This is a genomic window from Nereida ignava (genome assembly GCF_047114695.1).
Lineage (GTDB): Bacteria > Pseudomonadota > Alphaproteobacteria > Rhodobacterales > Rhodobacteraceae > Nereida > Nereida ignava.
In genome coordinates this window covers 2,251,057-2,273,855 of sequence record NZ_CP112885.1, presented here as the reverse complement: position 1 = coordinate 2,273,855, position 22,799 = coordinate 2,251,057, and the positions used below count along the sequence as shown (strand labels likewise).

The 22,799-nt window shown below is 54.1% G+C and carries 20 protein-coding genes and 1 pseudogene; 18 read left to right on the top strand and 3 right to left on the bottom strand.

The window, feature by feature from the left end:
* Positions 1-63: 63 nt before the first annotated feature.
* From dprA to OLX08_RS11175, 4 genes are all read left to right on the top strand, one after another.
* On the top strand, positions 64-1,287 hold the full coding sequence (gene dprA / locus OLX08_RS11190) for a DNA-processing protein DprA (protein WP_391481470.1): 1,224 nt from the start codon (positions 64-66) through the stop codon (positions 1,285-1,287).
* A gap of 160 nt (positions 1,288-1,447) precedes the next feature.
* Positions 1,448-4,060 (top strand): type I DNA topoisomerase, encoded by a 2,613-nt coding sequence (topA, locus tag OLX08_RS11185; protein WP_391481468.1) that lies wholly within the window; start codon positions 1,448-1,450, stop codon positions 4,058-4,060.
* A 231-nt stretch (positions 4,061-4,291) separates the two neighbouring features.
* Positions 4,292-4,987 (top strand): CoA transferase subunit A, encoded by a 696-nt coding sequence (locus tag OLX08_RS11180; protein WP_341246394.1) that lies wholly within the window; start codon positions 4,292-4,294, stop codon positions 4,985-4,987.
* Position 4,988: 1 nt separating this feature from the next.
* A complete protein-coding gene (locus tag OLX08_RS11175) occupies positions 4,989-5,612 on the top strand; it encodes a 3-oxoacid CoA-transferase subunit B (protein ID WP_391481467.1) in 624 nt (207 codons plus the stop codon).
* 90 nt (positions 5,613-5,702) lie between these two features.
* On the opposite strand, the gene OLX08_RS11170 is transcribed toward OLX08_RS11175, so the two are convergent.
* Positions 5,703-6,878 (bottom strand): winged helix-turn-helix domain-containing protein, encoded by a 1,176-nt coding sequence (locus tag OLX08_RS11170; protein WP_391481466.1) that lies wholly within the window; start codon positions 6,876-6,878, stop codon positions 5,703-5,705.
* A gap of 230 nt (positions 6,879-7,108) precedes the next feature.
* Between OLX08_RS11170 and OLX08_RS11165 the strand changes: the two genes are divergently transcribed.
* The 3 genes from OLX08_RS11165 to OLX08_RS11155 are packed head-to-tail and all read left to right on the top strand — an operon-like array spanning position 7,109 to position 10,125.
* Positions 7,109-8,107 (top strand): lysylphosphatidylglycerol synthase transmembrane domain-containing protein, encoded by a 999-nt coding sequence (locus tag OLX08_RS11165; RefSeq protein WP_391481465.1) that lies wholly within the window; start codon positions 7,109-7,111, stop codon positions 8,105-8,107.
* Positions 8,100-9,386 carry an FAD-binding protein gene (locus OLX08_RS11160; RefSeq protein ID WP_391481463.1) on the top strand — a complete coding sequence of 429 codons (1,287 nt, stop codon included), beginning with the start codon at positions 8,100-8,102 and terminating at the stop codon, positions 9,384-9,386. The genes OLX08_RS11165 and OLX08_RS11160 overlap by 8 nt, the downstream gene beginning before the upstream one ends.
* A 1-nt stretch (position 9,387) precedes the next feature.
* Positions 9,388-10,125, top strand: a complete 738-nt coding sequence (locus OLX08_RS11155; RefSeq protein WP_391481462.1) for an SDR family NAD(P)-dependent oxidoreductase — start codon at positions 9,388-9,390, stop codon at positions 10,123-10,125.
* 3 nt (positions 10,126-10,128) lie between these two features.
* Here OLX08_RS11155 and OLX08_RS11150 read toward each other — a convergent pair whose 3' ends face one another.
* Both OLX08_RS11150 and OLX08_RS11145 read right to left on the bottom strand, forming a co-directional pair.
* The gene (locus OLX08_RS11150; RefSeq protein WP_391481460.1) at positions 10,129-11,562 is read right to left on the bottom strand and encodes a UbiA family prenyltransferase; all 1,434 of its coding nucleotides are present in this window, start codon (positions 11,560-11,562) and stop codon (positions 10,129-10,131) included.
* 3 nt (positions 11,563-11,565) lie between these two features.
* Positions 11,566-12,357, bottom strand: a pseudogene (locus tag OLX08_RS11145) (lytic transglycosylase domain-containing protein).
* A gap of 362 nt (positions 12,358-12,719) precedes the next feature.
* Here OLX08_RS11145 and OLX08_RS11140 point away from each other — a divergent pair.
* The 11 genes from OLX08_RS11140 to OLX08_RS11090 all read left to right on the top strand — a co-directional run bounded on the left by OLX08_RS11140 (position 12,720) and on the right by OLX08_RS11090 (position 22,798).
* A complete protein-coding gene (locus tag OLX08_RS11140) occupies positions 12,720-12,923 on the top strand; it encodes a Flp family type IVb pilin (protein ID WP_341246401.1) in 204 nt (67 codons plus the stop codon).
* A gap of 198 nt (positions 12,924-13,121) precedes the next feature.
* Positions 13,122-13,310 (top strand): hypothetical protein, encoded by a 189-nt coding sequence (locus OLX08_RS11135; RefSeq protein ID WP_391481458.1) that lies wholly within the window; start codon positions 13,122-13,124, stop codon positions 13,308-13,310.
* Positions 13,311-13,365: 55 nt separating this feature from the next.
* Positions 13,366-14,223: a Flp pilus assembly protein CpaB gene (cpaB, locus tag OLX08_RS11130; protein ID WP_391481457.1), complete on the top strand. Its 858-nt coding sequence runs from the start codon at positions 13,366-13,368 to the stop codon at positions 14,221-14,223.
* A 154-nt stretch (positions 14,224-14,377) separates the two neighbouring features.
* Positions 14,378-15,793, top strand: coding sequence for a type II and III secretion system protein family protein (locus tag OLX08_RS11125; RefSeq protein WP_391481456.1), 1,416 nt, complete (start codon positions 14,378-14,380; stop codon positions 15,791-15,793).
* Positions 15,794-15,800: 7 nt separating this feature from the next.
* A complete protein-coding gene (locus OLX08_RS11120) occupies positions 15,801-16,448 on the top strand; it encodes an OmpA family protein (RefSeq protein WP_391481455.1) in 648 nt (215 codons plus the stop codon).
* Positions 16,449-16,645: 197 nt separating this feature from the next.
* On the top strand, positions 16,646-17,887 hold the full coding sequence (locus OLX08_RS11115) for an AAA family ATPase (protein WP_391481454.1): 1,242 nt from the start codon (positions 16,646-16,648) through the stop codon (positions 17,885-17,887).
* A gap of 14 nt (positions 17,888-17,901) precedes the next feature.
* A complete protein-coding gene (locus OLX08_RS11110; RefSeq protein WP_391481452.1) occupies positions 17,902-19,359 on the top strand; it encodes a CpaF family protein in 1,458 nt (485 codons plus the stop codon).
* Positions 19,360-19,365: 6 nt separating this feature from the next.
* Positions 19,366-20,334, top strand: a complete 969-nt coding sequence (locus tag OLX08_RS11105) for a type II secretion system F family protein (protein ID WP_391481451.1) — start codon at positions 19,366-19,368, stop codon at positions 20,332-20,334.
* A 10-nt stretch (positions 20,335-20,344) separates the two neighbouring features.
* Complete coding sequence (locus OLX08_RS11100; protein WP_391481449.1) at positions 20,345-21,325, top strand: type II secretion system F family protein; 981 nt, start codon at positions 20,345-20,347, stop codon at positions 21,323-21,325.
* A 25-nt stretch (positions 21,326-21,350) separates the two neighbouring features.
* Positions 21,351-21,905: a tetratricopeptide repeat protein gene (locus OLX08_RS11095; protein WP_391481447.1), complete on the top strand. Its 555-nt coding sequence runs from the start codon at positions 21,351-21,353 to the stop codon at positions 21,903-21,905.
* Between the two features lie 35 nt (positions 21,906-21,940).
* On the top strand, positions 21,941-22,798 hold the full coding sequence (locus OLX08_RS11090) for a tetratricopeptide repeat protein (RefSeq protein ID WP_341246411.1): 858 nt from the start codon (positions 21,941-21,943) through the stop codon (positions 22,796-22,798).
* Position 22,799: the final 1 nt, after the last annotated feature.

Below are 22,799 nucleotides of genomic sequence, written 5' to 3'. Positions count from 1 at the left end.
GCGAGTAATACTCCGTTAACCCGTTCGCGGTAGATGTGATTCTGTAAGCTGACGGAGCCACGGATGAACGAAGACACCCCTTCTTCCACTCACCCCCTACTCCCACCCACCACGGAAGAACATCGCATCGCGTGGCTCCGTCTCTTACGCTCTCGTCGGGTTGGTATTGCCACGTTCTACCGGCTAATGGGCGAACATGGTGATGCGCAAACTGCGCTCGACGCGCTTCCTGATATCGCTGGTGCAGCTGGAGTACGTGGATACGTTGCGTGCCCCAAACAAGTAGTACTTGCCGAAATTGCTGCAGCCAAGCGCGCAGGGGCAACATTGCTTACCGTAGCAGACGCCGCCTACCCCGCGCACCTTAAAGCTATCACCGATGCGCCGCCGGTTCTTTGGGCCTTGGGCAACTTAGATGCGCTTCAAACCCCCTGTGTCGCCATGGTTGGATCGCGAAACGCGTCTTCGCTTGGGGTGCGTCTTGCCTCAAAAATTGCAGGCGAGTTGGTTGAAGCCGGCATCACAATTGTCTCAGGACTTGCGCGCGGGATTGATACTGCCGCCCACCAAAGTGCCCTTGATGCGGGCAGCCGCCAATCAGGCGGACAAACCATTGCCGTCCAAGCGGGCGGCGTTGACTATATATACCCAACCGAAAACGCGCAGCTTCACCACGATATTGCCATGCGCGGTCTGCGACTCTCTGAAATGCCAATGGGCCTTGGGCCAACCGCACGCCATTTTCCACGCCGCAACCGTATCATCAGCGGCTTGGCGCAGGCCGTAATCGTGGTTGAGGCCGCCGCGAAGTCCGGCAGCTTGATCACCGCCCGCAACGCCGCCGATCAAGGCCGCGATGTTTTGGCCGTGCCCGGTCACCCCTTTGATGCACGCGCGTCTGGCTGCAACATTTTACTGCGTGATGGGGCTACTTTAATTCGTAACGCCGCCGATATGTTAGAAGTCCTTGGTGCGCAGCAGACGGCACCGCAACCGCAAACTAGAAGTGCGGAAAATAGTCTCACACTGACAAACTCAGCCACGTCACACACGCGCGTCAGCACCGCATTAACGCCCAAACCAACGACGCAAGATTTGCATGCTCAAATCCTGTCACGGCTCGGACCAACCCCTGCCGCACAAGACCAAATAACCCGCGATGTCGCATACAGTCAAAACCATCACGATCCAGCTCAGATCGGCGCAGCCCTGCTGGAGCTTGAGATCGAGGGTCATATCATCCGTCACCATGGGGGAATGATATCTACGCCGCCTGACCGGCTATAAATACCGCAAACCACGCGCCTGTTCATGTGATGTTAACGTTAGGTTACCCTTGTATGAATATGGTCAAACAGCACCCATGTACGAGTTGTGTTGACAAGCACCCCCTCACCACCACATCTACGTGCGAACTTAATTTCCCTTCCGAGTCGTTAGGACCATCATGCCAGTTGTTGTTGTAGAGAGCCCCGCAAAAGCGAAAACCATCAACAGCTATCTGGGGAGCAACTACACCGTTTTGGCCAGTTACGGCCACGTGCGCGACCTGCCGCCCAAGGACGGTTCCGTTGACCCGGAGAACAATTTTGAGATGCAGTGGGAAGTCGCAAGCGCGTCCAAAAAACACGTCAAAGCGATCGCTGACGCGCTCAAAGATGATCCCAACTTGATACTTGCAACCGACCCCGACCGCGAAGGTGAAGCGATCTCTTGGCACCTTGAGGAAGCCCTGCGCAAACGCAAGATCCTCAAGAAAGATACCCCGGTTAGTCGCGTCGTGTTCAACGCAATCACCAAAACCGCCGTCACCGAAGCAATGCAAAACCCACGCCAAGTTGACACGGAATTGGTCGAAGCATACCTCGCCCGTCGTGCTCTTGATTATCTGGTGGGCTTCAAACTGTCGCCCGTATTGTGGCGCCGCTTGCCCGGTGCAAAATCTGCGGGCCGCGTCCAATCAGTCACCCTGCGGCTGATCGTCGAGCGCGAGATGGAGATCGAGGTCTTCAAGAACCGCGAATATTGGTCAGTCAAAGCCCTACTTGAGACACCGCGTGGAAAATCAGTCGAAGCGCGCCTTACGGTTCTGGCGGGTAAGAAGCTTGATAAATTCGACATTGAAAACGCAACACAGGCCGAATTGGCCCAACAAGCGATCAACAGCCGCGATATCTCGGTCAAGTCGGTTGAGGCCAAACCTACAAGCCGCAACCCCTCTGCCCCGTTTATGACATCGACCCTGCAACAAGAAGCCAGCCGTAAGTTTGGTATGGGCGCACGGCAAACCATGAACGCCGCTCAGCGTCTCTATGAAGCGGGTCTCATCACCTACATGCGGACCGACGGCATCGACATGGCGCCCGAAGCGGTTCACGAAGCCCGCGCGGCGATCAAGACCAAGTTCGGCGAAGATTTCGTCCCTGCGTCTCCGCGTATGTACAAAAACAAAGCCAAGAACGCGCAGGAAGCGCACGAATGTATCCGCCCCACGGACATGATGCGCAGCGCGGACGACATCAAAGTGACCGAAGCAGATCAGCGCAAGCTGTATGACCTGATCTACAAACGGACCATCGCCAGTCAAATGTCTGCCGCCCGAATGGAACGCACAACCGTTGATTTTGGCAGTGCCGATGGTCAGGTCGAGTTGCGCGCTACTGGGCAGGTTGTGATCTTCGAAGGCTTCTTGAAAGTCTATGAAGAAGGCCGAGACGACGACGCTGTCGTGGATGATGACGACAAGCGCCTACCCCAAGTGAACGAAGGCGAAGCGATGGCGAAAGCCTCCGTCACCCCTGAGCAGCACTTCACGCAACCCCCGCCGCGTTACACTGAGGCAACACTGGTCAAGCGGATGGAAGAGTTGGGCATTGGCCGCCCCTCAACATACGCGTCGATCGTGACAACCATTCAGGACCGCGAATACGTGCGCAAAGACAAGAACCGCCTTTTCCCTGAGGACAAAGGCCGCTTGGTCACTGCGTTTCTGACAAATTACTTCCGCAAATATGTAGGCTATGACTACACCGCGTCTCTTGAAGAACAGCTCGATCACGTCAGCGCAGGCGAGGCAGACTACAAAAAGCTGCTCGATACATTTTGGCGCGACTTCAAAGCGACGATCGATGAGGCGATGGACAACTCGATCACGGATGTGCTGGAGAAAATCAACGACGTCCTTGCACCGCATATCTTCCCCGACGAAGGCGACGGCAAAGACCCACGTCTATGTCCTAATTGTGAACAAGGCCGCTTATCCATGCGCACCGCACGGGCCGGTGGTGCGTTTATCGGCTGTTCACGCTACCCTGAATGCAAATACACCCGCCCCTTCGGCCCACCGGACCCCGAGGCAGAAGCAAGTGCTATCCCCCCTGAAGGTAAACTGTTGGGTGAAGACGCGGGCGATAACATCTGGATCCACAAAGGACGCTTTGGCCCCTACGCACAACGCGGCGAAGTGACAGACGACAACAAAAAACCACCGCGCCAATCTGTGCCCAAAGAATGGAAGCCAGAGGAGTTGGACCTTGCAACAACGGTCAAACTGCTTGCCCTGCCCCGCTTGATCGGCCCGCACCCTGAAGATGGCGTGAACGTATGGGCCAATATTGGCCGCTACGGACCGTACCTCAAACACGCCGAAACAACTTCGGACCGTGGCGGGACCAATGCCAACCTTGAGGGTCTTGATGAGGTTTGGGAAGTTGGCATGAACCGCGCTGTTCAACTGTTAGCCGAAAAAGTTGCCAGCCGCGGAGGACGTGGCGCGCCAGCCAAAGTCCTAAAAGATTTAGGCGAGCACCCCGATGGCGGAAACATCTCAATCCGCGAGGGTAAATACGGTCCCTACATCAAGTGGGAAAAAGTAAACGCGACCATCCCCAAAGAGACCAACGCCGAAGATGTGAACATCGATATGGCGCTTGAGTGGATTGCAGAAAAAGAGGCTAAAAAAGGCACGAAGAAACGCGCGCCTGCAAAAAAGAAAGCCCCGGCGAAGAAGGCTGCTGCGAAAAAACCTGCCGCCAAAAAGAAAGCAGCCCCTAAAAAGTAATTGAAAGCCGCCAGCCTGACTTCGGGTTTGGCGGCTTCAATTTGTCTGGTGTTCGCGAAGTCAGGTGTTTCTGCCACTTCAATTCATTTCTTTGTTGCTTTTATGAACTACGCACCTTCGATAACTAAACTCCTTACCCCAAATTGCAACCGGTTGCAATTTATGCTGCAAGTGCATTGACTCTCTGCCGCTGGACGCTCTTTATAAGATGGAAATTTAGAGGGCGGTTTGATGAAGAAAATCTATCCAGACGCGGCGAGTGCTCTTGAGGGTGTTTTGCGCGACGGCATGTTTATTGCGGCCGGCGGATTCGGGCTGTGCGGCATTCCCGAGTTGCTGTTGCAAGCGATCAAGGAGGCGGGCACCAAGGATTTGACCTTTGCATCCAACAACGCCGGCGTCGATGATTTTGGCATCGGGATTTTGCTGCAAACCCGTCAGGTCAAGAAAATGATCTCGTCCTACGTTGGTGAGAACGCCGAGTTTATGCGCCAATACCTGTCCGGCGAGTTGGAGTTGGAATTTAACCCCCAAGGCACTTTGGCTGAACGGATGCGCGCGGGCGGCTGCGGCATCCCCGGATTTTACACCAAAACTGGCGTGGGCACCGTGATTGCAGAAGGAAAAGACCACCGCGATTTTGGCGGCGAAACCTATATCATGGAGGAAGGCATTTTTGCCGATCTATCCATCGTGAAGGCATGGAAAGCTGATGAGACCGGCAATGCGATATTCCGCAAAACAGCGCGCAACTTTAATCCGCCAGCGGCTATGTGTGGCAAGATGTGTGTGCTGGAAGTGGAAGAGATTGTGCCCGTCGGCAGCCTTGACCCCGACCATATCCACCTTCCCGGCATTTACGTGCACCGCTTGATCCAAGGCGAGCATGAAAAGCGGATTGAGCAACGAACCGTGAGGAGCGCCTAACATGTGGGATCGCAATCAAATGGCTGCACGCGCAGCGCTTGAACTTGAAGACGGCACGTATGTGAACCTCGGGATCGGCATTCCGACTTTGGTGCCGAATTTTATTCCTGAGGGCGTTGAGGTGACGCTGCAATCGGAAAATGGCATGCTTGGTATGGGCGCTTTCCCGACCGAGGACGCAGTTGACGCCGACTTAATCAACGCAGGCAAGCAGACCATTACAGAGCTGCCCAACACCGTCTACTTTGACAGCGCTACTTCCTTCGGAATGATCCGCGGCGGCAAGATTGCTATGGCCATTCTGGGCGCCATGGAGGTGGATGAGAACGGTGATCTGGCGAACTGGATGATCCCGGGTAAGCTGGTCAAAGGCATGGGCGGCGCGATGGATCTGGTGGCTGGTGTGGGCCGTGTTGTGGTGGTCATGGATCACACCAACAAACACGGCGACAGCAAGCTGCTTAAGAAATGCACACTGCCTTTAACGGGCCAAGCGGTGGTAGACCGCATCATCACCAACTTGGGTGTTTTGGACGTGGTAGAGGGCGGTCTGCGGATTGTTGAGACCGCCGAAGGCGTGAGCGAGGAACAACTACGCGCTGCAACACAAGCCACGATTGTTTAACGGTGTCAGATCGCCGGTCCTGTTAGAGGCGGACGTATCTAGCCAGAAAAATGGGCGCGCCAGTGGTGCGCCCTTTGTCGTTAACGCGGGTTAGCGCCGCTCACTTTGCCAGACAACCCGATCAAGCCCTACAAACCGCCGCATACGATCAAGTTCGGCATCAAGCTTTGCAAACCTGCTTTGCGGCCATGCCCGCCGCTCGGGCCAAAAGTTCAGCACGTTCAAGACACCTGACTTACGATCCGCCTTAACCTCAATCCGCCCGACAAAATTACGCCCCTCAAGAAGTGGGAAAACATAATAGCCCCACACCCGCTTAGCCGCAGGAACGAACATCTCAACGCGGTACTCAAAACCAAAAAGTCGCGCAAGGCGCGCGCGCTCGCGGATGGCCGGATCAAACGGATTTAGGATGCGCAAACGGCTAGTCGGTTTTCCAAGCGCCATAAGGCGTTCTTCTATATCAGCAGGCGCCCAAGCGGGAAGCCACGCGCCTGATGCAGACTGCACTTCGACCGGACACAACATGGCCGCGTTGCGCTTAACCCACTGCGCGACCTCGGCACCTGTGGCCGCTTCCCAAAACCGTTGAATATCACCTGATGTGCCAAACCCAAGATGCCCAAGTGCTTTATGACACAGCATGTCCAACTGCTCTTCATCGCCGATTTCGACATCTCGCAAAGCCGCAGGGAAAATCCGCTCAGCAAGGTCATAATACTTGGTAAAGTTTACGCGGTGGCTAGTGGCCAACTCACCCGCGTACCACATGTAATCCAGCGCAAGTTTATGAGGCGGGCGCGCCCACATCTGTTTCTGCCCCGTCACTTTGGTATCAAACGCGTGAGTTGAGAGCGGGCCTTCGCGCGCAATCCGCTCTTTAATTTGCGCTCGTACGACTGCGTCAGGCAAATTTCGCGCCCACCCTGCACGGTCCCACTGGGCCTTTTTGCGGCGAAACTGTCGTTGCCAAATGGGCAGAGTTTCAATGGGCAAAAGCGAAGCATCATGGGTGAAATGTTCAAAGAGCTGCCCACCTTGAGCCAAGGCATCATCAAGCATGTGTTCGCGGTAATTCTGATTACGGCTCCACACGATATGGTGATGTGCGCGGGCAACCACTTGGATCGTGTCAAGCTGCACGAAACCTAACCGCGCAACAATTCCCATTACATCAAGCGGCCCAGTAGGCGCATCCGCAAGACCGTTTTGCGCCAACCAAAGATCTCGGGCGGTTGTGTTTGAGATGCGCAACGGGGTGGTCACAATGAGGTAAAGGCCTTGTATCAAACGGGCCTTAACACTGCGCCTTCGCAATATAGTTGTCCAGTGCACACAAACGGCTTAGCGGCGGCAGAGATGCCCACATCGCCAGACAAATGAACAACCTGACTACGCCGCTAAAGCCACCACGAACCGCAGTTAAAAACTGTTTCGATTTACGCTACAGTTTCACATTGATGCCCCAATTACAGCCTAGTCAAAGGTCCATGGAAATGACGCGCCCCTCTTCTTCTGTGCTACGCAGCACAACCACGCCACAACGGCGCGTGCGCGACTTGGCTGTGTTGGCTGCGCTCTTTGCACTGATGGTGATGGGCTTGGCAGGGCTTGCCGCCGCAACAGGCTGGGCCGAAACATGGGCACAAATAAGAGCACTTAGTTTCGCACAACTCGGCGTTCTACTTGGGTTAAGCTTGGTAAATTATCTCTTTCGCGCACTACGCTGGCATCTGTTTGCGCGCACCTTGGGGCTGCCGACAAAACTGATGCAAGACGTGCGGCATTTTCTTGGTGGCTTTGCCATGACAGTCACACCCGCCCGCGTTGGTGAATTAGTACGAATGCGTTGGCTCCGGCGCGAAACGGGATGGAATTTTGAGCGTACAGCACCGCTTGTCTTGGTCGACAGAGCGTCTGATCTTGGGGCAATGGCCCTCATTTTGGGCGCTGCTGTCGCGCTATCCACCGGCAGCATCAAAGGTGCAATTCCGGTCACGTTTGTATCGTTGGCTGCTGCGGTTTTAGTCACAAGGCCGCGCCTTCTAAGCGCTTTAGTGACAACGTTTTACCACAGCACCGGCTGGCTGCCGCGCTTTTGTGTGCGTGTTAGACGTGGCGCACAGAGCCTAAGGCTGTTTACCCGTACAGGGCTTTTGCTATGTGCAGCAGCGCTTGGGGTAATTGGCTGGCTGGCCGAAGGCTACGCTTTTCATCTGCTGTTGGTTTGGATGGGGGCGGACATCGGCGTTTGGATGGCAATCGCGATCTTCGTCTTCTCTACTCTCGCGGGTGGACTTACGGGTGCACCAGGCGGCGTTGGCGGAGCAGAAGCCGCGATGATCGCACTTTTATCATTGCAAGGCGTGCCGCTTGAAACGTCCGTGCCAGCAACGTTGATCATCCGCGTCACAACTCTTTGGTTCGCGATTACCATTGGCCTTTTGGTGTTTCCAGTCGCTGAACGAATGTCGATGAAAGTTAATCATGCTTAAAACCAAAAACATCACTGGTTGGGGGCGCGCGCTTAGCGCAGAGGTTTCACTCGCCCGCCCCGAACGCATCAGCCAGATCACCGCGGAACGCCCCGCCATCGGAAATTGCCGTAGCTACGGTGACGCGTCTTTGAACGACGCGGGCCAAGCGAGCATCATGACCCGGCTTGATCGGATCCTTGATTTTGATCTGGAAACAGGTGTTCTTGAAGTGGAAGCCGGCATTTGCATAGGCGAGCTTGCACGTATTTTCGCGCCCCAAGGATGGCTTCCGGCGGTGATGCCGGGCACCGGCTTTGCCACAGTTGGCGGTGCAATCGCGATGGATGTGCACGGCAAGAACCACCATATCATGGGCAGCTTTGGCCAGCATGTTCTTGAGATAACTTTGCACCAAAACGGCGGCACCAAAACAGTAAAACCGTCCACTGCGCTTTTCAAAGCGACTGTTGGCGGGCTGGGTCAAACCGGCGTAATCGTAAGTGCAAAGCTACAACTTCTGGCGTGTCGCGGGGACGTGATGTTGGTCACAGAACGGCGGATGGACAATTGGGAAATGTTTCTCGAAGCCCTTGATACATCTCAGGCGCCTTACACAGTTGGCTGGATCGACGCGACAGCAAAGGGTGCCACTTTGGGGCGCGGCATCATTGAAGAAGGCGAAACGGGTCCTGGCCTTGTGCCAAAAGCTGCTAAATCAAAAGCCGTGCCTTTCAACGCGCCGCACTGGGCGCTAAGCAGGCCGATCGTAAAACTGTTCAACGCAGCCTATTTCAAACGTGTGCCCGATATGGGCCGCACCAGTGTAAAACCGATCCAAGAGTTTTTCTTCCCGCTCGATAAAATCCACGACTGGAACAAGCTGTATGGCAAGCGCGGATTTCACCAATTTCAATGCGTTATGCCCATAGAAAATGCCCCCGCATTGCGCGATATGTTAGAGGTTATTGCCCAAAGTGGTCTGGCATCGCCCTTGGCCGTGCTCAAACGAATGGGCGAAGGACGCGCGGGCTTTATGAGTTTCCCGATGGAAGGCTACACCCTTGCGATTGATTTTCCGAACCGCGCCGCAGCACGCGCGTTGATCGAAAAACTTGAGGCGATGACCCTTGCGGCAAAAGGGCGAATTTATCTGGCCAAAGATGCGCTGAGCACGCCTGAAGCTGTTCAGCAAATGTACCCCGAGCACAACGTCTGGCAAACCCAAGTGGAAAAGGCAGACCCTGACGGCAATCTGGTGACGGATCTTATCCGCCGATTGAACCTGAGGAAACAGTAGCATGGACGAAACATGGATAATCTTGGGCGCCACAAGCAGCATGGCGCGAGCACTAGCGCGAGCATTGGCTGCGCGCGGCGCCACGTTGATCCTTGCGGGGCGTGATCTGAACGACATGAAAGCAACCGCTGCTGATTGCAGAGCGCGCGGCGCGGCAGACGCTCATGTCATCCGCTTTGACGCGCGAAAACCCGCTACTTTCACCGCAATCTTAGAGCTGGCCGAGGCACAATCAGGTGTGTTGAACGCAGCCGTTTTTGTTGGCTCCATGCCGCCTCAGTCCGAGATCAGCGCACAACCACAGTTGATCCAAGGCGTGGTCACTGACAGCTTTACAGGACCGGCCGAATTCCTTGAATTACTCGCCCCTATCCTTGAGGCGCGCAGCAGTGGCACGGTTGTTGGCGTGGGCAGCGTAGCTGGCGACCGCGGACGTATCGGCAACTATGCCTATGGCGCGGCGAAAGCAGGGTTTCATACCTATATGTCGGGCTTGCGCAACAGGCTCACGCGGGCGGGCGGTCATGCGGTCACAGTTAAGCCTGGGTTTATCGACACAGCCATGACATGGGGCCTTGAGGGAATGTTCCTTGTCGCTAGTCCCGATGATGTGGCGCGCGATATCTTGCAGGGCGTAGAGCGCAAAAGGAACGTGGTCTACACGCCGTTTTTCTGGCGGTACATTATGCGGATCATCAAATCTGTGCCGGAACCAGTCTTCAAGAAGTTGTCGATTTAACGGTCAACCCCCGAACAACATCTGAAATATACCCGCAGCGTAATACATCATTGAAATGACGATCAACATGATGCCCACCCCCATCTTGTCGCGTAGCGCAAAGACGATGGGGTCATAATCCATTTTTCCAAGCCAACCGATTTTCACCATCCGGTACAGCCAGATATAGATCGGCACCAAAGCTAACCACAAAAGCCACTGTGTCGGATAAAGTGCAACGGCCTGTGGCGACAGGGTGTAGCGCCAAAAAACCACTAATGCCCCCACCACCCCGAGGGCCGCCACGTTCAACAGATCCGGCCGATCCACTTTGGCATATCCGCGTCCGGGTAACCGCGCGTCCGTGTTTGCTTTGGCCAATTCCGTCATCCGCTTGACGCAGCCCAAAGTGATGAAAACCGGAAAGATAAAGATCAGCATGTAGATCGATGCCTCAACACCGCTTGCCGCAGCACCCGCAATGACACGCAATGCGTAAAGCGTGCCCAAAACGGCAATGTCGACCCACCGCATTCGCTTGAGCTTCAGCGAATATGCCAATGAGAGGGTCATGTAGATCGCGATGACTGCCAGAAACTCCGTACTCAGAACGGATGCCAAGCCAACGGCAAAGGCGCCCAAAGCGACACACAGCAGCATGCCCGATTTGATCGACACAGCCCCCGACGCAAAAGGGCGGTTGCACTTTGTTTCGTGAAGACGGTCGGCCTCCAAATCCAACAAATCGTTCACGATATAGATACAACTTGCCGCCGCTGAAAACGCGACAAGACCAAGCAAAGTGAGCCAGATCGATCCAAACGAAAAATCATGCGCCGCCAGCATGGGCAAAAACAAAAGTACGTTCTTTACATATTGGTGAGGCCGCATCGCGCGCAACCAATCACGCGGGTTTTGCTCTGTAGTGATCTCCTGCACGTCACGATCCAGATCACGTAAATGCGCCACTGAAGCCTTATCCCCAACCACAATAGCCCGGTCCGCAGCTTTCCAAATCGGGATATCAGCCGGCTCGTTTCCCGCGTAGTCAAAGCCCCCCTCACCAAAAGCATCGACCAAAGCATCGCGCTTTGCCTCGCCCTTAAGGTTGACGACACCGTCACTGGCAAAGACGCGTTCGCTTAGCCCGTGATCCTGTGCAAGGCGGCTTACTTGAGACAAATCAGATGCGGACGCCAAAACCACCTCACGGCCCTCGGCCAAGGCCTCATCCGCGAGCGCCTTTACCTGTGGCTGCGATGGCAAAAGGTCAGTTCTTATTTCGGCAACCTGCGCCAGCTTTGCTTTCAGGACCGCGGGCCGCGTAAAGTGCCGTGCGCTAAGCTTTATTACCGCTATTGGGTCTTTCCCAAGTCCCGCCCAAAACGCCTCAAACAACATATCAGATTTGATAAACGTACCATCAATGTCGAGGACAAGTGGTTTGGGATCCGGCATTGGTTAACTTCCTTTAACAATAAACACACAGCCATCGCTGGCCAACTGGGGCGGGGTCCTACACAGCCCGCGCGCCACGGACCATGCCATAAGAACTTTCGGGACGTAAGTTCTGGTTTCAGCAAACGGGGGCACGCCGCCATGCTCGCGAACAGCCCCTTCCCCTGCATTGTAGGCGGCCAAAACTAACAAAGGGTCACCGTCAAACTGGCCCATCAACCAGTCCAAATAAGCCACGCCGCCGTTGATGTTTTGTGCGGCATCAAATGGATCGGCCACACCAAACCGGTCGGCAGTGGCGGGAATAAGCTGCATCAATCCCTGGGCTCCCGCACTGCTTTGCGCGGCAATATTGCCTGAGGATTCTGCATGGATTACTGCCAAAACGAGCGCGGGTGATACACGTGTCCCCACTGTTGCGCGCAAGATATCGATGTTGTGTGTGCTTGCGATGTTTTGCAAATCAGCAAGGCGCGGAGCAATCAGCGGGTTGGCTGCGGTGGTCTGTATGTGGTTAACCGCCCCCTCAATCCGGCCTGCGCTGGCCGATCCAATATCCGGTGAGATTTGTGACCAAAACCAATTAGCTTGATCTTGGGGCGCTGAAGCGGGTTGTGAGACAGACGCTGGATCAGGCTCACCCGTCTTAGGGCCAATCTGCACAGTGACCCGCGGGCCTTACGACGTGCTGGGCGGCTTTACGCGTTTAAAGGTGAAATCCGGAAACGGCTTTGGCGCGTCTGCACCCGCTGGGCCACACATCGCAAAAAGACAACACACCAAAGAGATGATCATCCGCTTCATGCGGCATTACTCTCACCAATAACTACTTTTATTTTATGATTGTTAATCACTCCACTCTAGACAGGCCAGAATTATCTCTTGAATTGCCTAAGGCGAGGACTGCGAACAATAGCAAACTTTGATGTCTAAATATTTATCCGATTAATAATTCGTTTACTTTCAATCGCTTAAGTATCGAAAGATACCATTTTAAGTGCCTTCTCGAAAATACTCCAAAGCTGCCCAATTTCTGCCCCATACCAGCGACCATAAGAGGATATCCAAAGCGGAACGGGGTGCTGGAACCACCCACAACAGCGGGCCGATCTGGTTAGAAACAAATTTTTGAGTGATCCTTTTGGAGGGACGTAATTATGAAACTTTTCGCACAAATCAAAAACTTCCGTAACGATGAAGACGGCGCTGTAACAGTTGACTGGGTTGTTCTGACAGCCGCCATCGTGGGTCTGGGTCTGGCAATCATGGTATCTGTTGGTAACTCAACAGAAACACTCGCGAACAAAATCTCAAGCAAGTTGGCTACACAAACAACCGGCTTCACAGGCCTGGGTTCGTAAGAGCCGCCTGATCAAAGTGTGATCCAAAAGGGTCAAAGGGGGCCGCTTTTTGTAAGGGGCCCCCGTTTTTGTAGTTTGGTGAAAAAAGCCTCAAAGCACGTTTAGCATGAGCCGCATAGTTCACCATTAAGTGCCCAGTTTCGAGATTGCTGACGTATTAACGATTTCTGCACTCTACACAGGTATCCGGAGATCAAGATGTTACATCGCATTCAGCAGTTTTGTCACGAAGAAGACGGCGCGATCACAGTCGATTGGGTGGTTCTGACCGCTGGCATCGCATCACTCGCGGTCGCGGTTTTGGTACTGGTTGGCACGGAAACCGAAGACCTTGCCACTTCCATAGGCACCGAAGTTAAAAACGTCCCACTGGTGATTTTCGACTGAGTAAGCAGGCGGGCGAAGCTACGGGTTTTTGGCCCAATTAAGAAAGGACGACGTAATGCGCTTGGTATTTGCACTGGTACTTTTGCTTGGCATCGGGCTGGCCGCGATGGCTGTGCATTTCACAAATGGCTACGTCAGTGAGCAGCGCGCAGAACTTGAAGCACAACGCGCAGCCGCCTCGCAAGTTGTCGAAACAACCGAAGTTTTCATTACGACCAGAGCGATCCGCTACGGAGAGCCCATGACCGAGAACGACATGACATCGGTGTTGTGGCCCAGTAACGCGGTTCCGGAAGGAGCGTTTACAAGCGGTAAAGATATTTTCCCTCAAGGCCTTAGCGTCCGACGTATCGCGTTACGCGCGATGGAGCGCGGAGAGGCAGTGCTTGAAGTCAAAGTAAGCGAGCCCGGCGCAGATGCTGGCATCACATCACGCCTGAAGCCGGGTATGCGCGCCTTCGCGATCAACGTGAACGAGCAATCGGGCGTTTCTGGCTTCTTAAGGCCGCGCGACCGCGTTGATGTGTATTGGACCGGCACGGTGGAAGTGAATAACCGCGCACAACGCATCACCCGACTTATCAACACCGGTCTTGAGCTGATCGCGATTGACCAATCCGCCGATATTGACCGCAGCGGCGCGCAAGTTGCCGGCACAGTCACTGTTGAAGTGACCCCACAACAAGTGGCGATCTTGACCCAAGCACAGGCGACAGGCTCTTTGTCCCTGTCATTAGTCGGCAACGACGATACATCAGGAATTGCGACGTTTGAGGTTGATCAAAACAAAATGCTTGGCATCGAGGTGACTGAGCAGGTCGCAGCCCCACAACGTGCGCCAGAGCGGGTCTGCACGATCAAAACACGCAAAGGCGCCGACGTTGTGGAAATCCCAATCCCCTGCTCGGACTAAGCTGCGTCTGCCACATCTTCGGTGGTGGCAGGCCCAACAGGCAAAAGCGAAGCCGTGATATGATTCTTGCCAAGAAAGGCGAAATACTGCTAAACTTGTAAAAAAGGGGCGCAGACCTCTGTAGCAGTGCGTGACATTTTATGAGGCAGTCACAATGAAAACGTTATCTTTGGTTAAGGCCGCACTCACAAGTGCGGTGCTTGTTGTTTGCTCAGTACCTTCTGTGACATCGGCGGATGTTTTGCGAGTGTCGCGCGGCGCCCCGTCAAGTGCTCTTCAAGTACCGATGAACCGCGCCGTAGTTGTGGAAGCAGACAGCCCTTTTGCGGAACTCAGCATCGCAAACCCAAGTATTGCCGACATTTCAACGTTGTCGGACCGCACAATTTACGTGTTGGGCAAAGCACCTGGCCGCACAACATTGACACTACTTGGCGCCGATGGTCGGTTGATCACCAACGTTGATGTGCATGTGGCGCCCGATATTGCGGAGTTCAAAGAACGCCTTCGTCAGATCCTGCCCAGCGAAAAAATCGAAGTCCGCACCGCGAATGACGGCATCGTCATGTCCGGAACAGTATCCTCTATCGGCAAGCTGGAGCGCGCGCTTGAGTTGGCCGAACGATACGCACCCGAGCGTGTCTCAAACCTCATGAGCGTCGGCGGCACACAACAAGTCATGCTGAAAGTACGCTTTGCCGAAATGCAGCGCACAGTGAGCAAGTCTTTGTCCTCCTCGTTGTCGATCTCTGGCAACGTGTTGGGTGACGAGCTTGGCATCCGCGCAGGCAGCAACACGACGATCACATCAGGGAATGCCGCATCAAGCTTGGCCGGCAACTTACCCGCGGCAAACAGTAACCGTGGTGCCTCCGTCTTCGGGTTCAACGCAGGCGGGCTTGAAGTAGCATGGCTACTAGAAGCACTTGAAGAAAAGGGCGTTGTCCGAACTCTTGCAGAACCAAACCTCACAGCGCTTTCAGGTCAAGAAGCCAAGTTTTTGGCGGGCGGCGAATTTCCGGTTCCCGTAGCGCAATCCGAAGGGTCAATCTCAGTTGAGTTTAAACCTTTTGGTATCGAGCTAATCTTCACCCCCCGTGTTCTCGACGATGAAGTGATCAACCTTACGCTTAATGCTGCGGTTTCAAGCCTCGATCCGGCAAACGGTTTTAGCCAAGGCGGTTTCACGATTGACGCTTTCCGCCGCCGCGAAACATCCACAACCGTAGAAATGCGTGACGGCGAAAGCTTTGCGATCGCAGGACTTCTGCAGGACGACTTCACCGATTTGAATGGCCAAGTGCCGTGGTTGGGCGACATTCCGATCCTCGGCTCGCTCTTTCGCAGCGCCGAATACAATCGCTCCCAGTCTGAGTTGGTCATTATTGTAACGCCACATTTGGTTACACCTACGCGCGGTGAAGCACTTGCATTGCCCACAGACCGCGTCACCCTACCATCAGAGCGTGAGCTTTTTCTGAACGGCAAAGTTGTCGGCGCAAGAAAAGGCCCGGCAGCGGAAGTTGCCAAACAAGATTTTAGCGGCTCATATGGTTATGTGTTGGATTGAGAGTAAAATGGGTTTTGCCAAATCAGTAGCAGTTTTCTCGGCCGTTGCCCTTCTTGGCGCCTGTAGCGCCAACAGCACGGGCCGGTCCTCATGGAACGTCGAAGCTGGCGCGCTATTGGACGAAGGCCTGTTTGGCAACGCCACGCTTAACAACACCTTAGTACAAAACGGCGAACGCCCTGCTTTGGTAAACATGGCTGAACGTTTTGCGCGCGAAGTGCCCACCACGATAACTTTCGCCTTTAACTCCGCAACTTTGGATAGCGCATCGAAAGCCGTTTTGCGCAGGCAAGCAGACTTTATCCGTCAGTTCCCCGAGGTCCGCTTTAGCGTTTACGGACACACAGACGCCGTAGGATCGGACCGCTACAACAAAGCCCTTGGCAAGCGCCGCGCAGTGGCCGTTGTGCATTACTTGGCAAGCTTGGGCGTGAGCAGAAGCCGCCTTGAAGCGCTTGTATCATTTGGCGAAGAACAGCCGCTCGTTCTAACCCAAGGTCGCGAACGACAGAACCGCCGAACTGTGACCGAAGTTGCTGGCTTTGTCGGGACCCACCCCACTGTGCTTGACGGTAAATACGCGCGTATCATCTACCGTGAATATGTAGCCAGCGCCGTACCAGCTGAAACTGCTGCTGTTGGTTTGCTTGAGTAAAAGTTAGCTGCGTTTTTAGCGCGCGGTCCCAAAGCAGTCGTGTCCAAATTGTTCACCCGAACCACACAATAGTAGGCATTTAGCCAAATTATCGCCTTGTTTACCCTCCACAGAAAGATAATGGCGATAGATGCGTTCCGCATTTCAGCCATATGGAGCAGACGCGCGGTGCGTCATGTGGGTAGGGAACGAAACAGATGCCCGAGACACTTTTGCAGCCCGAGGCAATGGCGATTACTGCCTGCACAATCTCGCGTGACGTGCAAAATTTCGACCTACTGATAGATGACATGGAACAAGCCCTTGGTGAAAACTGGGGCGACTTGGGGTTTAGTGACGCCCTGCTCTATTTTGACCAACCCGAAGCATCCGCGTTGAAATTTGTCGCGATTGCCCTTGATGAGAATGACGAAGCCGATCTGAGCCTTGTCAGTGAAGTGATCACAGCAGCAAAGAACGCAGGGATCCAAGTCATTCTAATTGCTGAAGATTTATCACCAGTCGCGCTTCATCAATTATTGCGCCAGGGGGCCAATGACTTTGTGCCCTACCCGCTTCCCGAAGGTGAGTTGGCCGCTTCAATAGCCCGTCTGGATGCCGCACAAAACGTGCCTGAGGCTCCACAACAGCCCATGATCAGTTCTTCGCAAGCTACTTCACGTCAGGGCATGATCATCCCTGTCCACGGCTTGGGCGGCGGCGCAGGTGCCACGACATTTGCGGTAAATTTAGCATGGGAGCTGGCCACGATTGACGCCAAACCAGCGCCCCGTGTCTGCCTGATTGATCTTGATTTACAGTTTGGCAGTGCCAGCACGTATCTCGACCTTCCCCGCCGCGAAGCCGTTTATGAGCTGCTCGCTGAGACTGATACGCTCGACGGGGACACTTTGAGGCAGGCGATGCTTACGTTTCAAGATTGCCTTCATGTATTGACCGCGCCCGCAGATATTTTGCCGTTGGATTTGATTCAGCCCGATGATGTGGAGCGGCTACTTGAAACAGCGCGGCACCATTTTGACATCGCGGTGATCGACATGCCCACCACGTTGGTCAGCTGGACAGAAACTGTCCTGCAGGCCGCCGACCTCTACTTTTGCCCTATTGAGATGGAAATGCGCTCAGCGCAAAACGTGTTGCGCATGATCAAGGCGTTAAAGTCTGAAAACTTACCCTTTGAGAAATTACGCTTTGCCGTGAACCGCGCACCCAAATTTACTGACCTACAAGGAAAAGCGCGCGTCAAACGGATGGCAGAGAGCCTATCAATATCGCTTGACCTTCAGCTACCGGACGGTGGTCGCGCGGTCATGCAAGCAGGCGACCATGGTCTGCCCTTGGCGGTATCAGCCCCCAAAAACCCGCTGCGTAAAGAGATTAACAAACTTGCCCTGTCGCTTTTTGAGCTGTCGCAAAACGCACAGCACAAAGCGGCCTAGACGGAGCATATCAAATGTTTTCACGCTACAAAAAGCCATTGAAGGCGCAGCCGGTCCCAACTGCCCGAGATACTTCTGAGCAAATACCAGCGCTTCAAACAACGCTTACGCCGGAAATTGCAACCGAAGTACCGACACAAGCGCCAAAGAAAAAGATGCGCACGGTGCCTGCAAAACCCGACGACAAAGAAAAAAAGCGCCGCGAGCGAATGGGCGAGATCAAACTTCAAATCCACAAAGAACTGCTCGATAATCTTAACCTTGCAGCCCTTGAACGCGCCTCAGAGACGGATCTGAAAGCTGAAATTAGCGCGATCTCAGCAGAAACTCTGGATGATTTGGGCGTTGTTTTGAACCGCGATGATCGCGCGTCGCTCATCCAAGACCTCTACGACGAAGTGACCGGCCTTGGCCCCCTTGAAACACTTCTTAAAGACGATGACGTAAACGATATTTTGGTTAATGGGCCGCAACAGGTATTCGTTGAGCGCGATGGTAAACTAATGCTGTCGGACGTTACCTTCAAAGACGAACGGCATTTGCTACGGATCATCGACAAGATTGTCTCTGCCGTTGGGCGGCGCGTGGATGAAAGCAATCCTTACGTCGACGCGCGTCTTGCTGATGGGTCACGCTTTAACGCAATGGTCCCACCAATCGCAGTTGACGGCAGCCTGGTGTCCATTCGGAAATTCAAGCAAGATAAGTTGGCCATCGATGATTTGGTCAAGTTCGGAGCATTCACTGAAGAAATGGGCGCGTATCTTGAGGCCGCCGTATCGACGCGACTGAACATCATCGTTTCCGGTGGAACCGGCTCGGGCAAAACTACCACTTTGAACGCGTTGTCATCATTCATTGACGATGATGAACGCATCCTGACCATTGAAGATACCGCCGAGCTTCAGCTGCAGCAAACACACGTCGGGCGCATGGAAAGCCGGCCTCCTAATGTGGAAGGTCGTGGCGGTGTAAGTCAGCGTGATTGCCTTAAAAACGCACTGCGGATGCGCCCGGATCGCATTATTGTTGGTGAGACCCGCGGCGAAGAAGTGATCGACATGCTGCAGGCCATGAACACTGGCCACGACGGATCGATGACCACAATCCACGCGAACAATGCACGTGACGGTATCTCGCGACTAGAAAACATGGTGGCAATGGCGGGCATCGAGATGCCGCTCAAAGCAGTGCGCAGCCAGATTGCATCAGCGGTTAACTTGATTGTTCAGGTATCACGCTTGCAAGATGGCTCACGCCGGATGGTCTCGATCACGGAAATCACTGGCATGGAGGGCGATGTGATCTCCATGCAGGAAGTCTTTAAGTTTCAACGCCTTGGCTTGACCCCCGAGAATAAAATTATCGGCCAATTCACCGCAACAGGCGTGCGCTCGCATTTCTCAGAGCGTTTCAAACTTTGGGGTTTTGACCTGCCAACGTCCATTTATGAACCCATAAAGACAAAGTGATCTGACATGAGTTTTGATCCGGCCCTGCTTGTTTACGGTCTTATCTTCGTTGCGGTTATCGTGATCGTCGAAGGCGTCTACCTTGTGGTTTTCGGCAAATCAATCAGCCTGAACAGCCGCGTTAACCGCCGCCTTGATATGCTCAACAAAGGGCAAGGCCGCGAAGAAGTATTGGAGCAGTTGCGCAAGGAAATGGCGCAACATTCAACAACATCGTCAATCCCGCTGTATTCCATTCTGGCGGGCAAAGCCCAACGGGGTGGTATAGCCTTTAGCCCCCCACAGCTTATCGGGTTGATGGGGGTGCTTGCGGTTGTGTCGTTTATTGGTCTGTCCATCGGCACAGGTGCTGAATTGGCTGTCCGTGCGGTTGTGGCTGTGGTGATGGGCATTGGTGGCGTTTTCGTTTGGATCAACAACAAAGCTAAAAAACGCATGGCAATGATCGAAGAACAGTTGCCAGATGCTGTTGAACTGATGGTGCGGTCCTTGCGCGTGGGGCACCCTTTTGGTTCAGCATTACAGATTGTCGCGAACGAAGTGCCTGATCCACTAGGTACCGAAATTGGCGTGATCGCAGACGAAAGTACATATGGCCGCAACGTTGGCGAGGCCCTGAAAGATATGGCAGAACGTCTGGATATGCAGGATCTACGCTTTTTGGCTGTTGCCGTGACGATCCAGCAGCAATCAGGGGGCAACTTGGCCGAGGTTTTGTACGGTTTGGCCCAAGTCATCCGGTCGCGTTTTAAATTGTTTCGCCGCGTGAAAGCGATCACCGCCGAAGCAAAATGGTCCGGCATGTTTTTGTCGTGCTTTCCTTTTGGCGCGCTCATTTTGATCAATTTAATCCGGCCCGATTATTACGATGAGGTCAAAGATACGGCCGTGTTCATTCCTGCGTGTCTGGTCGTTGCCGGATTTCTTGTGGCCAACGTCATCGTCATGCGCACCCTCGTGAACATTAAAGTCTAGGAAACGCATCATGCTCGAAACGCTGCTCAACACGATCCAAACCACTCTTGGCCCGCTTGGTCCGGTTATCATGATAGGCGCGCTCGGGCTGGTGCTGATCTTGGTCGCACTGTCGTTCTTGTTCAAGCGCGAAGCCGATCCGCTGAGCAAACTGAAAGACCAAGCCAAGCGCGACGCTCAGCGCATTTCAACTGCACCCTCTTTGCGTCACCAAGACAAAGCAGGCGACAAGCTGAACAAATACGCCGATTTTCTTGAACCCCAAAGCGAAGAGGAATTCAGCGCAGTTCGCCTGAAACTGATGCAGGCAGGGTATTATTCCAAAAATGCCGTACGCACGTTCCACTTTATGCAATTTGCTCTTGGGCTAAGCGGTTTGGCGATTGGCGCTGTCTATGCGCTATTTCGTGCGACCGTCGCAGACCCCAGCACCGAGGCCAGCATTATGATGGTCATGATCCCCGGCGGCGTTGGATATATGTTGCCTAAATATTGGGTCACCAAGCGGCAGCAAACACGCCAAGAAGAAATCACAAATGGCTTTCCAGACGCGCTTGATCTGATGCTTGTGTGTGTCGAAGCGGGGCAATCGTTGGATCAATCTATCAACCGCGTTTCAATTGAAATGCGTAGCGGCGCACCTGCGTTAGCCCATGAATTTGAGACAGTTGCCTATGAAATGAAGGCGGGTAAAGATAAGATTTATGTTCTCAAAGACTTGGCCGAGCGCGCGGGCGTTGTCGACATTTCCAGCTTTGTCACGGTGCTTATCCAGTCCGCCACGTTCGGGACCTCCATCGCAGAGGCGTTGCGGGTATTCTCGGCTGAGATGCGCGACAAGCGCGTCATGCGGGCCGAGGAAAAAGCAAATACCTTGCCTACCAAGATGACACTCGCCACTATGATGCTGACCGTGCCGCCACTTTTGATCATTATGATTGGGCCATCGGTACACGGGGTCATGACGATGATGAATTCAGGCGCTCTTTAAACGCGTCGGTAAAGGGAGCCAGCACATGCGAGCAAGCACGGCTAACACGGCCTTTGCCATCCTGTGCATCGGCGTTTTACTCTCCTGTACGCCCGCTCGTGACCCACAAAACCCCTATGCACCGGGCATCGCAGGTGAAAGTAATGTTGACGGGCTGATCGTTGGGCACAGACTTATGGCGGCGGGCGAATATGAACTGGCGTTGCGGGCCTACACGCGGGCTGCCGGCACAAACGGGCTGAACGCAGATGTCCTTTCCGCCGTGGGGTCTGCCAATCTGCGACTTGGCCGTTTGGGTCAAGCAGAGCGCTATCTTCGGCAAGCAATCGACAAAGATAACCGCTTTGTTCCTGCGTGGAATAATCTGGGCGTGATCTTGGTGGAAACCGGAGAGTTGGGCGAAGCAGCACAAGTCTTTAAGCGCGCTTTTGCCCTTGATAGCGGAAAAAGCACCGATATTCGGGACAACCTGCGCTTAACTCTCGCAAAATTAGACAGCCCGAGTTATAATGACGTCAACGAGCCACTACAATTGGTGAGGCGCGGGTCAGGCGACTATCTGATCTTGTCGACACCGTAGGCCGATGTGAGAGCAGTAAAAAGGACGCAATTTCAATGCGCCAATCGATATTTATGAGTGTATGTCTGGCCTCGGCAGTCTTTCTGACGGGCTGTCAAAAGGCCTCTGATGCCCAAGTGTCTCGTGCCATTCAGGACGTGAATGTCATCGACAGCACCAACCTCAATGACATCATGTTGACTGTAGCGGACCCCAATGAGGCAGTGGCTTATTTTCAAAAGAGCCTGCGCCAAGACCCTGAACGGGTCGAATTTCAGCGCGGCTTGGCTAAATCCTTGATCCGCGCTCGCCGCCCCCAAGAAGCGGCTGTGGCATGGAACACCTTGATCGCTGGCGGGCAAGCCACAACAGATGACCGCGTAGATTATGCAGATGCGCTGATCCGCATTGGGCAATGGGACAAAGCAGAAGCCGCCTTAGACGCCGTTCCACCAACAGTTGAAACGTATAAACGCTACCGACTTGAAGCCATGGTTGCAGACAGCAATCAAGAATGGGGCAACGCGGATAGCTTTTATGAAACAGCGGTCGGCCTTACAACGCGCCCCGCTGGCGTGTTGAATAACTGGGGGTACTCGAAACTGACACGCGGTGATTTCGCAGATGCGGAGCGGCTGTTTGGTCAGGCCATAACCAACGATCCAAAACTTTTCACTGCAAAGAACAACCTAATTTTGGCGCGCGGCGCACAGCGCAAATACGATGTGCCCGTCATTCAAATGACCCAGATCGAGCGCGCGCAGCTTTTGCATACCCTCGGCCTTTCCGCCGTTAAGCAAGGTGATTTAGCAACCGGCAAAGGCCTTTTGCGCGAGGCTATTGATACACATCCACAGCACTTTGAGGCTGCGGTCCGGTCATTGCGCGCCCTGGAAGCAAACGTTTCAAACTAAA

Coding starts and splice junctions, on each gene's coding strand:
- OLX08_RS11120 (WP_391481455.1), top strand. CDS start 15,801: ATGGGTTTTGCCAAATCAGTAGCAGTTTTCTCGGCCGTTGCCCTTCTT.
- OLX08_RS11140 (WP_341246401.1), top strand. CDS start 12,720: ATGAAACTTTTCGCACAAATCAAAAACTTCCGTAACGATGAAGACGGC.
- OLX08_RS11135 (WP_391481458.1), top strand. CDS start 13,122: ATGTTACATCGCATTCAGCAGTTTTGTCACGAAGAAGACGGCGCGATC.
- OLX08_RS11150 (WP_391481460.1), bottom strand. CDS start 11,562: ATGCCGGATCCCAAACCACTTGTCCTCGACATTGATGGTACGTTTATC.
- dprA (WP_391481470.1), top strand. CDS start 64: ATGAACGAAGACACCCCTTCTTCCACTCACCCCCTACTCCCACCCACC.
- OLX08_RS11165 (WP_391481465.1), top strand. CDS start 7,109: ATGACGCGCCCCTCTTCTTCTGTGCTACGCAGCACAACCACGCCACAA.
- OLX08_RS11090 (WP_341246411.1), top strand. CDS start 21,941: ATGCGCCAATCGATATTTATGAGTGTATGTCTGGCCTCGGCAGTCTTT.
- OLX08_RS11115 (WP_391481454.1), top strand. CDS start 16,646: ATGCCCGAGACACTTTTGCAGCCCGAGGCAATGGCGATTACTGCCTGC.
- OLX08_RS11110 (WP_391481452.1), top strand. CDS start 17,902: ATGTTTTCACGCTACAAAAAGCCATTGAAGGCGCAGCCGGTCCCAACT.
- OLX08_RS11160 (WP_391481463.1), top strand. CDS start 8,100: ATGCTTAAAACCAAAAACATCACTGGTTGGGGGCGCGCGCTTAGCGCA.
- OLX08_RS11105 (WP_391481451.1), top strand. CDS start 19,366: ATGAGTTTTGATCCGGCCCTGCTTGTTTACGGTCTTATCTTCGTTGCG.
- OLX08_RS11095 (WP_391481447.1), top strand. CDS start 21,351: ATGCGAGCAAGCACGGCTAACACGGCCTTTGCCATCCTGTGCATCGGC.
- cpaB (WP_391481457.1), top strand. CDS start 13,366: ATGCGCTTGGTATTTGCACTGGTACTTTTGCTTGGCATCGGGCTGGCC.
- OLX08_RS11155 (WP_391481462.1), top strand. CDS start 9,388: ATGGACGAAACATGGATAATCTTGGGCGCCACAAGCAGCATGGCGCGA.
- OLX08_RS11100 (WP_391481449.1), top strand. CDS start 20,345: ATGCTCGAAACGCTGCTCAACACGATCCAAACCACTCTTGGCCCGCTT.
- topA (WP_391481468.1), top strand. CDS start 1,448: ATGCCAGTTGTTGTTGTAGAGAGCCCCGCAAAAGCGAAAACCATCAAC.
- OLX08_RS11125 (WP_391481456.1), top strand. CDS start 14,378: ATGAAAACGTTATCTTTGGTTAAGGCCGCACTCACAAGTGCGGTGCTT.
- OLX08_RS11175 (WP_391481467.1), top strand. CDS start 4,989: ATGTGGGATCGCAATCAAATGGCTGCACGCGCAGCGCTTGAACTTGAA.
- OLX08_RS11180 (WP_341246394.1), top strand. CDS start 4,292: ATGAAGAAAATCTATCCAGACGCGGCGAGTGCTCTTGAGGGTGTTTTG.